Genomic DNA, 13,615 nt, shown 5'->3' with positions numbered 1-13,615 from the left:
CCATGACCAGACGCTATTTCGGCACCGACGGCATTCGCGGCACCGTGGGCGAGTATCCGATCACCGCCGATTTTATGCTCAAGCTGGGCTGGGCCATGGGGCGGGTGCTGGTGCGCGATACTGGCCGTGCCCGGGTGCTGATCGGCAAGGACACGCGGATCTCCGGCTACATGTTCGAATCGGCGCTGGAGGCTGGACTCTCCGCCGCCGGCGTCGACGTGGCGCTGCTTGGCCCCATGCCCACGCCGGCCATCGCCTACCTGACCCGCACCTTCCGTGCCGATGCCGGCATCGTCATTTCGGCGTCGCACAACCCCTTCGCCGACAACGGCATCAAGTTCTTCTCCGCCGCCGGCACCAAGCTGGACGACGGCATCGAAGAGCGCATCGAGGCGATGCTCGAGGAGCCGCTGACCACGGTGGCGGCAGACAGGCTCGGCAAGGCGACGCGCATCGACGATGCGCCGGGGCGCTACATCGAATTCTGCAAGTCCACCATCCCCAACCGGGTTAGCCTGCACGGCCTGAAGGTGGTGCTGGACTGCGCCCACGGCGCCACCTATCACATCGCGCCCAGCGTGTTTCGCGAGCTGGGTGCCGAGGTGAGCCTGGTGGGGGCCTCGCCGGACGGCCTCAACATCAATCACGAGGTGGGCTCCACCCATCCGGCCAGCCTGCGTGCCGCGGTGATCCAGCAGGGCGCCGACCTGGGGATCGCCTTCGATGGCGACGGCGACCGGGTGCTGATGGTGGATGCCGACGGCCGCGAGATCGACGGCGACGACATCCTCTATCTGATCGCCCGGGATCGCCACGCCCGTGGCAAGCTCGACGGCGGGGTGGTGGGCACCCTGATGACCAATTTCGGGCTGGCCATGGCGCTGGAGCGCATGGGAGTGCCCTTCGAGCGTGCCAAGGTCGGCGATCGCTACGTGGTCGAGCGGTTGGCTGCCAACGGCTGGCAGCTGGGCGGCGAGTCGTCGGGACACATCGTCTGTGGCGATGTCCAGACCACCGGCGACGGCATCGTCTCGGCCCTGCAGGTGCTGGCCATCATGGTCAGCGAAGACCGGCCGCTCAACCGCCTGCTGGACGGCCTGGAAAGGGTGCCTCAGGTACTGGTCAACGTCCGCCTGACGCCCGGCAGCGATGCCAAGCTGTTGATGGAGCATTCGGCGGTGCAGGACGCGGTCGCCGCCGTGGAAGCGGAGCTGGGCGACGAAGGGCGAGTGCTGCTGCGCCCCTCGGGCACGGAGCCGCTGATCCGAGTGATGGTCGAGGGGCGTGCCCACCTTGACGTCGAGGGGCTCGCCCGTCGCCTGGCCGGCGAGGTGGAGGCCCAGCTGAGGTGATGTCGACGGTTGTCTTGACAAGGCAGCTCCTATACCATTTCGCACCACTTTGAAAGAGGACGGGTCATGCGAACGCCGCTGATCGCCGGCAACTGGAAGATGAACGGCTCAACCGAGCTGGTCGAGGCCTTCGGCCGAGGCTTTTCCGAGGCGTCGCTGGCCGGGCCGCTGGAGGTGGTGGTCTTCCCGCCGTTTCCCTATCTCGAGGCGGCGCGCCGCTGTTTTGCCGGCACGCCCCTAAAGCTCGGCGCCCAGACGCTGAACCCGCTGCACTCCGGGGCGCGTACCGGTGAGGTCAGCGGTCGCATGCTGCATGAGTTCGGCGTTGCCTATGCGCTGGTCGGGCACTCGGAGCGGCGCCAGCTCTACCGCGAGAGCGACGAGGATGTCTACGACCGCCTATTGGCGGCGCTGAGCGCCGACATGGCGCCGGTGCTGTGCGTGGGGGAGACCCTCGAGGAGCGCGACGCCGGCCGTACCATGGATGTGGTGCTGCGCCAGGTGGGCTATGTGATGGCGCGGCTGGAGCCCGAGCAGCGGGCGCGAGTCGTTATTGCCTACGAGCCGGTATGGGCGATCGGGACCGGCCGCACGGCGTCCCCGCAGCAGGCCCAGGACGTCATGGCCGGCATCCGCGCCTATCAGGCCGGCTTCGATCGCGACCTGGCGAACGGACTGCGGCTGCTCTACGGCGGCAGCATGAACGCGGACAATGCGGCTGAGCTGCTGGCTCAGCCCGATATCGACGGCGGCCTGGTGGGCGGTGCTTCGCTCAAGGTCGACGATTTTCTAGCCATTTGCCAGTCAGCAGGTTAATACCATGCAAGTTGCCATTCTCTTGACCCATGTGGTGCTCGCCATCGCCCTGGTCGTCCTCATCCTGCTGCAGCAGGGCAAGGGCGCCGAAGCCGGTGCCGCCTTCGGTGGCGGTGCTTCCCAGACCGTATTCGGCTCCCGCGGTACCGGCGGCTTTCTGTCGCGTACCACCGCGGTGCTGGCGGCGGCCTTCTTCGCCACCTCCCTGACCCTGGCTTACTTCGCCACCCAGGCGGGCCAGGCGCCGGAGGTCGGGATTCCCGATGCGCGGCTGATCGAAGAGCAGCGCAGCGTGCCGACGCTTGACGACGACGCTCGGGACGTGGATAATACCGCGCCAGTGCTGGAGGAAAACGGCGGCTAAGGTCGCGCCTTCACGCATCGCACTGCCGAAGTGGTGGAATTGGTAGACACGCTATCTTGAGGGGGTAGTGACCTTACGGTCGTGCGGGTTCAAGTCCCGCCTTCGGCACCATCAGCAAGACCGCGGTCGCGAGCAAGACGACGGGATCGCGGAAGCAGGATTGGCACCAGGAAGAGATAGGTAGAGTCGCCCAGGCGGCTTGACGCGCAACTGTCGAATGCCTATACTCGCCGACCTGGAATGTTGCGGGGTGGAGCAGTCTGGTAGCTCGTCGGGCTCATAACCCGAAGGTCATCGGTTCAAATCCGGTCCCCGCTACCATCTTCCGATCCGCTGCCTTGCGAGGCAGACGAGATCGCTGAAGTGGTACCACAGGTTTCTTGTGAAAGGCCCCTTCCTGCGAAGGGGCTTTTTGTTAGCAGCATACTGCCGGTCTGCGCCGGCAGCGCTTATCCGGGCAACGCCAATCAGCCACCTGACTTTTCTGTTCACTCCCGGCCAGGTGCCTGATGCAACGGCTGTAGGAGCTTTCTCTGTGGCACTCAAGCATGCTGCGCTCTACGCGCTGATCGAGCCGGTGGTAACCGCCATGGGGTTCGAGCTCTGGGGAGTCGAGTATCACTCCCAGGGCAAGCACTCACAACTGGTGGTCTACATTGATCATGCCGACGGCGTGAGCGTGGAGCATTGCGCCGACGTGAGCCGCCAGGTCAGCGCCGTGCTCGATGTCGAGGATCCCATCAGCGGCGAGTATCGCCTCGAGGTCTCATCGCCCGGCCTGGATCGACCGCTCTACACCCTCGATCAGTTTACCCGCTACCGGGGCCACCAGGTGGCGCTTAGGCTGCGCACGCCCTTCGACGGGCGGCGCAAGTTCCAGGGGCTGCTGGCCGGCACCGAGGGAGACGAAGTGCTGTTGCAGCTGGACGGCGAGGAGTATTGCTTTCCCATCGAAAGCATCGATCAGGCGCGCGTGGTACCGGTCTTCGAGGACTGAGGGCGCGAGTCGATGCATAAGGACAGGTTTTCTGGCGAGGCAAAGGCATGAGTAAAGAAATACTGACGGTCGTCGATGCGATCTCCAACGAGAAGGGCGTGCCCCGCGACGTGATCTTCGAGGCCGTCGAGGCGGCGCTGGCCAGCGCGTCTCGCAAGCGCTTCGAGGGCCGCGAGGTCAGCGTGCGGGTCCACATCGATCGCCACACCGGCGACTACGAGACCTTCCGCCGCTGGGAGGTGGTCGAGGACGACGAGTTCGAGAATCCCGACGCCGAGATCAAGGAGTCCTTCGCCGAGCGCCGCGACCCGCCGCTCAAGCGCGGCGACGTGGTCGAGGAGCAGATCGAGAATGCCGCCTTCGGCCGCATCGCCGCCCAGACCGCCAAGCAGGTCATCGTGCAGAAGGTGCGCGAGGCCGAGCGTGCCGAAGTGGTGCGCCTCTACGCCGAGCGTGAAGGCGAGCTGGTGGCCGGCATCGTCAAGAAGACCACCCGCGACGGCCTGATCATCGACCTGGGCGATAACGCCGAGGCATTTTTGCCGCGCAGCGAGATGATCCCCGGCGAGCGCTACCGCATGAACGACCGGGTGCGTGCCCTGCTGGTCAAGGTCGACCCCGAGGCGCGCGGCGCTCAGCTGATCCTCTCGCGCACCTGCCCGGAGCTGATCATCGAGCTGTTCAGCATCGAGGTGCCGGAGATCGCCGAGCAGCTCATCGAGATCAAGGGGGCCGCACGGGATCCCGGCTCGCGGGCCAAGATCGCGGTGAAGACCAACGATCGCCGCATCGATCCGGTGGGCGCCTGCGTCGGGATGCGCGGTTCGCGGGTTCAGGCGGTCTCGTCCGAGCTGCAAAATGAGCGCGTCGATATCGTGCTGTGGGACGACAACCCCGCGCAGCTGGTGATCAATGCCATGGCGCCGGCGGATGTCGCCTCGATCCTCGTCGACGAGGAGACGCACGCCATGGACGTGGCGGTCGCCGAGGACAACCTGGCCCAGGCCATCGGCCGCAGCGGCCAGAATGTCCGCCTGGCCTCGGAGCTCACCGGTTGGCGGCTCAATGTCATGACCGAGAGCGAGGCCGAGGACAAGCGGGAGCAGGAGATCGACAGCCTGGTCGAGCACTTCATCCAGCATCTCGAGGTCGACGACGAGCTCGCCCGCCTGCTGGTGGAAGAGGGTTTCACCACGCTGGAGGAGATCGCCTACGTGCCCGTCGAGGAGATGCTCGAGATCGAGGAGCTCGACGAGGAAGAGGTGGAAGAACTTCGTGCGCGCGCCAAGGACGAGCTGCTCAACCTGGCCATTGCCTCGGAGGAGGCGCTGGACGGGGCGCAGCCGGCCGATGACCTGCTGGAGATGGATGGCATGGAGCGCCACCTGGCGTTCATCCTCGCCAGTCGGGGTATCGTCACCATGGAAGACCTGGCCGAGCAGTCCGTCGACGACCTGATGGACATCGAGGACATGGACGAAGAGCGCGCTGCAGAACTGATCATGACGGCCCGTGCGCCATGGTTCGAAGGCGAGTAGCGACAGGGCGAATAGCCGCCGGACGTCGAGCGCGAAAGCCGAACGTTCAGGTGACGAACAGACAACGGGTCACGGGCTGAGGAGGGTCAAGATGTCAGAAATGACCGTTAAGGATTTTGCCGCAAAGGTGGGCCGCGATGTGCCCCGCCTGCTGGAACAGATGAAAGAAGCCGGGCTCGAGCACAAGTCCGAGAGCGACGCCGTGTCCGAAGAGGACAAGCGGCAGCTGCTCGACTTTTTGACCAAGAGCCATGGCACCAAGGGGGCCGGGGCGAAGAATCGCATCACCCTGACCCGCAAGACCCGCAGCCGGATCAAGACCGGTGAGCGCGGCAAGTCGATCGAGGTGCAGGTGCGCAAGAAGCGCACCTACGTCAAGCGCACCGAAGAGGAGGCGCCCAAGGAAGCGCCGGCAGAAGAGACCGGTCCGCGTCAGCTGGTCGGCGACATGGCCGATTCCGAGGCGCGGCGCGAGGCCCGGGAGGCCGAAGAGGCCAAGTCGCGCGCCGCCGAGCAGGCCGCCCAGGAGGCCGCCGCCAAGCTCGAGGCCGAGAAGGCTGCCGAGGTGCCGGAGGTTCCCGAGGTGCCGGTGCCCGAGCTCGAGGAGAGCGAGCCCGCCGCCGAGCAGCCGCCAGCGCCGCCCAAGGAGGGCCGCAGCGACCGTCGCACCGCGCCGCCCAAGAAAGCGGCGGCCAAGAAAGGGCGCGGCGGCCGTGACGATGACGATCGGGGCGATCGCGAAGAGCGGCGTCGCGGTGGCAAGAAGGCCAAGCGCGCCGAGCGCCGCGGCAGCCGTCGTGGCGGCGGCCAGAGCGGTGGCAAGCACGGCTTCCAGAAGCCGACCCAGCCGATCGTGCGTGAGGTCTCCATTCCGGAGTCGATCAGCGTCGCCGACCTGGCCGACAAGATGTCGATCAAGGCCAACGAAGTCATCAAGACCATGTTCACCATGGGCGCGGCGGTGACCATCAACCAGACCATCGACCAGGACACCGCGGCCATCGTGGTGGAAGAGATGGGCCACAAGCCCAAGCTGGTCAAGGACGATGCGCTGGAGACCGAGGTGCTCGAGGGCATCTCCTACGAGGGCGAGGAGATCACCCGTTCGCCGGTGGTGACCGTGATGGGTCACGTCGACCACGGCAAGACCTCGCTGCTCGACTATATCCGCAAGGCCAAGGTCGCCACCGGTGAGGCCGGCGGTATCACCCAGCACATCGGCGCCTACCATGTGGAAGACGATCACGGCGGCGTGACCTTCCTGGATACGCCGGGTCACGCGGCGTTCACCGCCATGCGGGCCCGCGGGGCCAAGGCCACCGACGTGGTCATCCTGGTGGTGGCGGCCGACGACGGCGTCATGCCCCAGACCGTCGAGGCCATCGAGCACTCCAAGGCCGCCGAGGTGCCGCTGGTGGTGGCGGTCGACAAGATCGACAAGCAGGGCGCGGACCCGGACCGGGTCAAGAACGAGCTCTCCCAGCACGGCGTGATCTCCGAGGAGTGGGGCGGTGACACCCAGTTCGTGCACGTCTCCGCCCATAGCGGCGAAGGCATCGAGGAGCTGCTGGAGGCGATCCAGCTGGTCTCCGAGGTGCTCGAGCTCAAGGCGGTGCCGGAAGCGCCCGGCAAGGGCGTGGTGGTCGAGTCGCGCCTCGACAAGGGCCGCGGCCCGGTGGCCACCGTGCTGGTCCAGAACGGCACCCTGAAGAAGGGCGATATCGTGCTGGCCGGCCTGCACTATGGCCGCGTGCGTGCCCTGACCAACGAGTTGGGCAAGCAGGTCGACGAGGCGGGTCCCGCCATGCCGGTGGAGATCCAGGGCCTCGACGGCACCCCCGAGGCGGGTGACGACTTCATGGTGTTGGCCGACGAGAAGAAGGCCCGCGAGGTCGCCAACTTCCGTCAGGGCAAGTACCGCGAGGTGCGCCTGGCGCGCCAGCAGAAGGCCAAGCTGGAGAACATGTTCAGCCAGATGGGCCAGGACGAGGTGGCCAAGGTCAACATCGTGCTCAAGGCCGACGTCCAGGGCTCGCTGGAGGCAATCAAGGGCGCGCTGGAGGAGCTCTCCACCGACGAGGTCCAGGTGGCCGTGGTCTCCTCCGGGGTGGGCGGTATCACCGGCACCGACGCCAACCTGGCACTGGCCAGTGACGCCATCGTGGTCGGCTTCAACGTGCGTGCCGACGCCGCCGCCCGCGAGATCATCGAGCGCGAAGGCCTGGATCTGCGCTACTACAGCGTCATCTACCAGCTGATCGACGAGGTCAAGCAGGCCATGAGCGGCATGCTGGCCCCAGAGTGGAAGGAAGAGATCGTCGGCGTGGCCGAGGTTCGCGACGTCTTCCGCGCGCCCAAGATCGGCGCCGTGGCGGGCTGCATGGTGGTCGAGGGCACCGTGCACCGCAACAAGAAGATCCGCGTGCTGCGCGACAACGTGGTCATCTACGAGGGCGAGCTCGAGTCGCTGCGCCGCTTCAAGGACGACGTCCAGGAAGTGCGCAACGGCATGGAGTGCGGCATCGGGGTGAAGAACTACAACGATGTCCAGGTCGGCGACAAGATCGAGGTCTTCGATCAGGTCAAGGTCGAGCGGACGCTCTAACCGCTCCAGGAGTCGACAATGCGCGAGTTCAAGCGAACCGACCGGGTCGGCGATCAGCTGCAGAAGGAGCTGGCGGTGCTCATCCAGCGCGAGGTCAAGGACCCGCGGCTGGGCATGGTCACCGTCAGCGGGGTCACGGTGAGCCGCGACCTCGGCTATGCCGACGTCTATGTGACCCTGCTCGGCGAGGACAGCCCCGAGCGGGTCGCGGAGAACCTCAAGGTGCTGCGCCAGGCGGCCGGCTTCCTGCGCGGCCAGATCGCCAAGCGGATCAAGCTGCGCCATGTGCCGGAGCTGCGCTTCCATTTCGATGAGAGCGTGGTGCGCGGCCATCGGCTGTCGTCGCTGATCGACGAGGCGGTGCAGAGCGACCGCGCCCGCAGCGGCGACCAGCGCGGCGATGATGAGGACGACGGCGGCGACGGGAGCGAGCGCGACTGATGGCGAGACGTCGCCGCGGCCTGCCGGTCAACGGGGTGCTGCTGCTCGACAAGCCCAAGGGGCTGTCCAGCAACCATGCCCTGCAGCGCGCCCGCCGGCTGTTCCAGGCCCAGAAGGCGGGCCATACTGGGACCCTGGACCCCATGGCGACGGGGCTGTTGCCGGTCTGCTTCGGCGAGGCGACCAAGTTCTCCGCCCACCTGCTGGAGGCCGACAAGGGCTACCGCACCCGGGTGGAGCTCGGCGTCATCACCGACAGCGGCGACGCCGAGGGCGAGGTCCTCGAGCGCCGTGCGGTGCCGCGGCTGTCCGAGGCCGACATCGAGGGCGTGCTCACGCGCTTTCGCGGCGAGATCGAGCAGGTTCCGCCGATGTATTCGGCGCTGAAGCTCCAGGGCCGCAAGCTCTACGAGCTGGCCCGCGAGGGCAAGTCGGTTCAGCGTGCAGCGCGGCGTGTGACGGTGTATGATGCGCGCCTTCTCGCCTTTGATGGCGACGCCTTCGAGCTGGAGGTGCGCGTGAGCAAGGGCACCTATGTGCGCACCCTGGCCGAGGACATCGGCCTGGCACTGGGTACCGGCGCCCATATCAGCGCGCTGCGTCGGCTCAAGACCGGGCCCTTCAGCGGCGAGGGCATGTGGAGCCTCGAGGCCCTGGAGGCGCTGTCGGGTCAGGCGGAACGCGAGGCGACGCTGCTGCCGGTGGACGTGCTGGTCGAGCATCTGCCACGTCTGGAGGTGGGGGTGGTGGCCGCAGGGCGACTGACCCACGGCCAGCCGGCCGGGGTGGACACCACGGGTCTCGCCGTCGGCGAGACGCCAAGGCTCTATCGTGACGGCGCCTTTCTGGGCCTCGGCACGGTGACGACGCCACAGGAGGTGGCGCCGAAACGGCTGCTGAGTACCGCAGCCGAATAGAGAAAATGCTGAGCCACTCGGCAGCATTTTCCCAGGGAGTAACGCCGAGACTGCAAATATGCGTGGTCTCATACACTTATCACTTAGGCATATTGCTTACTGGAGAGACAGATGGCACTGACCGCTGAGAAGAAGGCCGAGATCGTCAATGAGTTCGGCCGTGGCGAGAACGACACCGGTTCCCCCGAAGTTCAGGTGGCCCTGCTGAGCGCCAACATCGATGGCCTGCAGGATCACTTCAAGAGCAACAAGCAGGATCACCACTCCCGCCGTGGCCTGATCCGCATGGTCAACCAGCGCCGCAAGCTGCTTGACTACCTGAAGCGCAAGGACTTCGAGCGCTATCAGGCACTGATCCAGCGTCTGGGCCTGCGTCGCTAAAGTAAAGGGTAATTCGCTACTGCGCTCGATAGCCTGGCCGCCGGCGGTGCTCGCTCTCCTCATGTAGCGGGCTACACTCCGGGAGCTGCGCTCCGGCGGCGACCAGCCTCTCATCGCTCGTAACGCGAATTCCTCCTTTCCTTGTTCTCGACGTGTCAACGGGCAGTCCCCCCAGGGGGCTGCCCGTTTCGCGTTGTGGGGCGGCTGCACGAGGGGCGCCGGGGACAGGTCGGAGAGGAGGTCTTTTGCCAGGGAAGGCAAAAGTAGCGCCCAGGGAGGGGTTCACAGCGCCTCCTCGAAGACCTGTCGCCGGATCAGCCCCGAGAGACCGGAGGCGTGACGATTCCACTGTGGAAATGTCGCTATACGGTGGCCGCGGGGCGCGTCAACCCCTAAAATGGTCGCCGAGTCGAAACGACCCAAACACAGAAAAGTACAGTTGAAGGAAGTCGCCGTGAATCCGGTCAAGAAGACATTTCAGTACGGTCGCAGCACCGTCACCCTGGAAACCGGGCGCATCGCCCGCCAGGCCACCGGTGCCGTGATGGTCACCATGGACGACACCGTGGTGCTCTGCACCGTGGTGGCAAAGAAGGAAGCCAACCCCAATCAGCCTTTCTTCCCGCTCTCCGTCCACTATCAAGAGAAGACCTACGCGGTCGGCAAGATCCCCGGCGGCTTCTTCAAGCGTGAGGGGCGGCCCACCGAGAAGGAGACCCTCACCTCGCGGCTGATCGATCGCCCGATCCGCCCGCTGTTCCCCAAGGGGTTCATGAACGAGGTGCAGGTGATCTGTACCGTGCTCTCCACCGACCGCAACCATGACCCGGATATCGCCGCGCTGCTCGGCACTTCCGCGGCCTTGGCCATCTCCGGCGTGCCGTTCAACGGCCCGATCGGCGCGGCCCGCGTGGGCTTCAGCGAGGAGAAGGGCTACTTCCTCAACCCCACTGTGGAAGACCTGACCACCTCGGAGCTGGACATGGTCGTCGCTGGCACCGACAAGGCGGTGCTGATGGTCGAATCCGAGGCCGCCGAGCTGCTCGAAGACGAGATGCTGGGCGCGGTGCTCTACGGCCACCAGGAAATGCAGGTGGCCATCGCGGCTATCAACGAGCTGGCCGCCGAGGCCGGCAAGCCCAAGTGGGACTGGCAGCCGCCGGCAGACAATGTCGCGCTCAAGGAGGCCGTGGCGCGCGGCTTCGAGCAGAAGATCGGCGAGGCCTATCGCGTCACCGACAAGATGGCCCGCCAGGATGCGCTGAGTGCCCTCAAGACCGAAGCGGTTGAGCAGCTGGCCGGCGAAGAGGAAGGCCAGTTCGACGCCGACGAGGTCAAGGGCGCCTTCGCCAGCCTTGAGAAGCGCGTGGTGCGCTCCCGGGTCATCAAGGGCGAGCCGCGCATCGACGGTCGCGATCACAAGACCGTGCGGCCCCTGGCCATCGAGGTGGGGACCCTGCCCAAGACCCACGGCTCGGCGATCTTCACCCGCGGCGAGACCCAGGCGATCGTCATCGCCACCCTGGGCACCCTGCGCGACGCTCAGCTGATCGAGTCCCTGGAGGGGGAGCGCAAGGACCGCTTCCTGCTGCACTACAACTTCCCCCCCTACTGCGTGGGCGAGGCCGGCTTCATGGGCGGGCCCAAGCGTCGCGAGATCGGCCACGGGCGCCTGGCCCGTCGCGGCGTCGAGGCGATGCTGCCCAGCGACGACGAGTTCCCCTACACCATCCGCGTGGTGTCCGAGATCACCGAGTCCAACGGCTCCAGCTCCATGGCCTCGGTGTGCGGCTCGTCGCTGGCGCTGATGGATGCCGGCGTACCGATGAAGGCGCCGGTGGCGGGCATTGCCATGGGCCTGGTCAAGGACGACGACGGCTTCGCCGTGCTCACCGATATCCTCGGCGACGAAGACCATCTGGGTGACATGGACTTCAAGGTGGCCGGTTCGTCCGCCGGTGTCACCGCCCTGCAGATGGATATCAAGATCGAGGGCATCAACGAGGAGATCATGGAGCAGGCGCTGCAGCAGGCCAACGAGGCGCGCCTGCACATCCTCGAGCAGATGAACGCGGTGATCGGCCAGAGTCGTGCCGAGGTCTCCGAGAACGCCCCCTCCATGGCCACCATCAAGATCGACCCGGACAAGATCCGCGACGTTATCGGCAAGGGCGGCGCCACCATCCGCAAGATCTGCGAGGATACCGGCGCCTCCATCGACCTGGACGACGATGGCACCGTGCGCATCTACGCCGAGGACAAGGCCGCGGCCAAGCGGGCCATCGATACCGTGCTGGCGATCACCGCCGAGCCCGAGATCGGCCAGCTCTACCGCGGCAAGGTGGTGCGCATCGCCGACTTCGGCGCCTTCGTCAACATCATGCCGGGGACCGACGGCCTGGTGCATATCTCGCAGATCGTGCCCGAGCGGGTCAACGACGTGCGCGATTTCCTCAACGAGGGCGACGAGGTGGTGGTCAAGGTGCTCGACATCGACAACCGCAACCGGGTGAAGCTCTCCATCAAGGAGATCACCGCGGAAGAGAAGGCGGCGTTCGAAGCCGCCGAAGCCGAGACCGCGCTGTAAGCGACCGCCTACGGCGAGCTTCAAGCCTTAAGCGGTAAGCCGTAAGAAAACCCTCCATGGTCTAACCGTGGAGGTTTTTTCTATGGAGGGCGGCAAACGAAAGAAAAGGTTCTTCGCACTTTAGCGTGAATCCGTGCTTCTGGCTGCATTGTGGGAGGCCGGCTCTGCCGGGCGAAGGCGCCGCAGGCGCCCCTTTGGCAGTGCTGCGCACTGCTTCGCGAGCTGAAGCTCCCTCCCACATAGTCTGTTCACGCCAGTCTGCGAAGATCCTCATTTCATTGTGCTTACAGCTTATAGCTAGCGTGCAGTGGGGCTTAGCGCTCGATGGCGAGTGCGACGCCCTGACCGCCGCCGATGCACAGCGTGGCGAGGCCCTTCTTGGCGTCGCGGGCGATCATCTCGTGCAGCAGGGTCACCAGCACCCGGCAGCCGGAGGCGCCGATGGGGTGGCCCAGCGCGATGGCGCCGCCGTTGACGTTGATCTTGTCGGTATCCCAGCCCAGCTCCTTGTTGACGGAGAGCGCCTGGGCGGCGAAGGCTTCGTTGGCCTCGACCAGATCGAGATCGTCCAGGCTCCAGCCGGCCTTCTCCAGGCAGCGGCGGGTGGCCGGGGCCGGGCCGATCCCCATGATCGCCGGGTCGACGCCGGCGTTGGAGTAGGCGGCAATGCGGGCCAGGGGCTCGAGGCCGAGCTGCTTGGCCTTCTCAGCGGAGCAGAGCATGACCACGGCGGCGCCGTCGTTGATGGAGGAGGCGTTGCCGGCGGTGATGGTGCCATCCTTCTTGAAGGCGGGGCGCATGCTGGAGAGCTTCTCGGCGGTTACCGAGCGCGGGCCTTCGTCGGTGTCGAAGACCACCGGGTCGCCCTTGCGCTGGGGAATCTCCACCGGGACGATCTGGCTCTTGAACTTGCCTTCCTGGATAGCGGCGGCGGCCTTCTGCTGGGAGGCGGAGGCGAACTCGTCCATGGCCTCGCGGGTGATGCCGTACTTCTCCGCCAGGTTCTCGGCGGTGATGCCCATGTGGTAGTTGTTGAAGGCGTCCCACAGGCCGTCATGGACCATGGTGTCCACGGCCTTCCAGTCGCCCATGCGCTGGCCATTGCGCGAGTTGGGCAGCACGTGGGGCGAGGCGGACATATTCTCCTGGCCGCCGGCCAGGATCAGCTCGGCGTCGCCGCAGCGGATCGCCTGGGTCGCCAGATGCAGGGCCTTGAGGCCGGAGCCGCAGACCTTGTTGATGGTCATGGACGGGACAGCAGCCGGTAGGCCGGCCTTGATGGCCGCCTGGCGGGCGGGGTTCTGGCCGACGCCTGCGGTCAGTACCTGGCCGAGCAGCACTTCGTCGACCTGGTCGCCGGCCACGCCGGTGCTGGCCAGGATGTCCTTGATTACCAGGGCGCCCAGGTCGCTGGCGGGAATGCCGGCCAGGGAGCCGCCGAAGGTGCCGATGGCGGTACGCCGTGCGGCAACGATCACCACGTCTTGCATGGGGTTACTCCTGAAGGTGGTTGGCAGTCTTTACGATTGCCAGCATAGGGGAATGTTGTGCAGTGCGGCAATCCCCCTTGGGTCGATGGGTGGAGTCATCAGTATAGTGGGCTTGACGCGAGATGGG

11 protein-coding genes and 2 tRNA genes are annotated in these 13,615 nt (G+C 66.1%); 12 read left to right on the top strand and 1 reads right to left on the bottom strand.

What is annotated here, in order from left to right:
* Positions 1-2: 2 nt before the first annotated feature.
* The 12 genes from glmM (at position 3) to pnp (ending at position 11,998) form a co-directional block, all read left to right on the top strand.
* Entirely contained in the window at positions 3-1,352 is a 1,350-nt protein-coding gene (gene glmM / locus ACSJDS_RS00740; RefSeq protein WP_473031696.1) for a phosphoglucosamine mutase, read from the top strand.
* 66 nt (positions 1,353-1,418) lie between these two features.
* The gene (gene tpiA, locus ACSJDS_RS00735; protein WP_473031695.1) at positions 1,419-2,168 is read left to right on the top strand and encodes a triose-phosphate isomerase; all 750 of its coding nucleotides are present in this window, start codon (positions 1,419-1,421) and stop codon (positions 2,166-2,168) included.
* A 4-nt stretch (positions 2,169-2,172) separates the two neighbouring features.
* On the top strand, positions 2,173-2,532 hold the full coding sequence (gene secG, locus ACSJDS_RS00730; protein WP_473031694.1) for a preprotein translocase subunit SecG: 360 nt from the start codon (positions 2,173-2,175) through the stop codon (positions 2,530-2,532).
* A gap of 24 nt (positions 2,533-2,556) precedes the next feature.
* A tRNA-Leu gene (locus ACSJDS_RS00725) sits at positions 2,557-2,643 on the top strand.
* Between the two features lie 133 nt (positions 2,644-2,776).
* Positions 2,777-2,853: transfer RNA gene (locus tag ACSJDS_RS00720), tRNA-Met, on the top strand.
* Positions 2,854-3,067: 214 nt separating this feature from the next.
* Positions 3,068-3,529, top strand: coding sequence for a ribosome maturation factor RimP (gene rimP, locus ACSJDS_RS00715; protein ID WP_473031693.1), 462 nt, complete (start codon positions 3,068-3,070; stop codon positions 3,527-3,529).
* A 47-nt stretch (positions 3,530-3,576) separates the two neighbouring features.
* Positions 3,577-5,067 (top strand): transcription termination factor NusA, encoded by a 1,491-nt coding sequence (nusA, locus tag ACSJDS_RS00710; protein ID WP_473031692.1) that lies wholly within the window; start codon positions 3,577-3,579, stop codon positions 5,065-5,067.
* Positions 5,068-5,158: 91 nt separating this feature from the next.
* The gene (gene infB, locus ACSJDS_RS00705; protein ID WP_473031691.1) at positions 5,159-7,672 is read left to right on the top strand and encodes a translation initiation factor IF-2; all 2,514 of its coding nucleotides are present in this window, start codon (positions 5,159-5,161) and stop codon (positions 7,670-7,672) included.
* 18 nt (positions 7,673-7,690) lie between these two features.
* Positions 7,691-8,113, top strand: a complete 423-nt coding sequence (gene rbfA, locus ACSJDS_RS00700; RefSeq protein WP_473031690.1) for a 30S ribosome-binding factor RbfA — start codon at positions 7,691-7,693, stop codon at positions 8,111-8,113.
* Entirely contained in the window at positions 8,113-9,030 is a 918-nt protein-coding gene (gene truB, locus ACSJDS_RS00695; protein WP_473031689.1) for a tRNA pseudouridine(55) synthase TruB, read from the top strand. Before rbfA ends, truB begins: the two co-directional genes overlap by 1 nt.
* Positions 9,031-9,141: 111 nt before the next feature.
* Positions 9,142-9,411, top strand: a complete 270-nt coding sequence (rpsO, locus tag ACSJDS_RS00690; protein ID WP_473031688.1) for a 30S ribosomal protein S15 — start codon at positions 9,142-9,144, stop codon at positions 9,409-9,411.
* Positions 9,412-9,865: 454 nt separating this feature from the next.
* Positions 9,866-11,998 carry a polyribonucleotide nucleotidyltransferase gene (pnp, locus tag ACSJDS_RS00685; RefSeq protein WP_473031687.1) on the top strand — a complete coding sequence of 711 codons (2,133 nt, stop codon included), beginning with the start codon at positions 9,866-9,868 and terminating at the stop codon, positions 11,996-11,998.
* A gap of 314 nt (positions 11,999-12,312) precedes the next feature.
* Here the strand turns inward: pnp and ACSJDS_RS00680 are convergent, their stop codons facing one another.
* Complete coding sequence (locus ACSJDS_RS00680) at positions 12,313-13,488, bottom strand: acetyl-CoA C-acetyltransferase (protein ID WP_473031686.1); 1,176 nt, start codon at positions 13,486-13,488, stop codon at positions 12,313-12,315.
* Positions 13,489-13,615: the final 127 nt, after the last annotated feature.

The organism is Halomonas sp. SL18_1, assembly GCF_055755715.1.
Note: the sequence above shows the minus strand (reverse complement) of the source record. Positions and strands in the feature narration are given on the sequence as shown.

Coding starts and splice junctions, on each gene's coding strand:
- glmM (WP_473031696.1), top strand. CDS start 3: ATGACCAGACGCTATTTCGGCACCGACGGCATTCGCGGCACCGTGGGC.
- tpiA (WP_473031695.1), top strand. CDS start 1,419: ATGCGAACGCCGCTGATCGCCGGCAACTGGAAGATGAACGGCTCAACC.
- secG (WP_473031694.1), top strand. CDS start 2,173: ATGCAAGTTGCCATTCTCTTGACCCATGTGGTGCTCGCCATCGCCCTG.
- nusA (WP_473031692.1), top strand. CDS start 3,577: ATGAGTAAAGAAATACTGACGGTCGTCGATGCGATCTCCAACGAGAAG.
- infB (WP_473031691.1), top strand. CDS start 5,159: ATGTCAGAAATGACCGTTAAGGATTTTGCCGCAAAGGTGGGCCGCGAT.
- rbfA (WP_473031690.1), top strand. CDS start 7,691: ATGCGCGAGTTCAAGCGAACCGACCGGGTCGGCGATCAGCTGCAGAAG.
- truB (WP_473031689.1), top strand. CDS start 8,113: ATGGCGAGACGTCGCCGCGGCCTGCCGGTCAACGGGGTGCTGCTGCTC.
- rpsO (WP_473031688.1), top strand. CDS start 9,142: ATGGCACTGACCGCTGAGAAGAAGGCCGAGATCGTCAATGAGTTCGGC.
- ACSJDS_RS00680 (WP_473031686.1), bottom strand. CDS start 13,488: ATGCAAGACGTGGTGATCGTTGCCGCACGGCGTACCGCCATCGGCACC.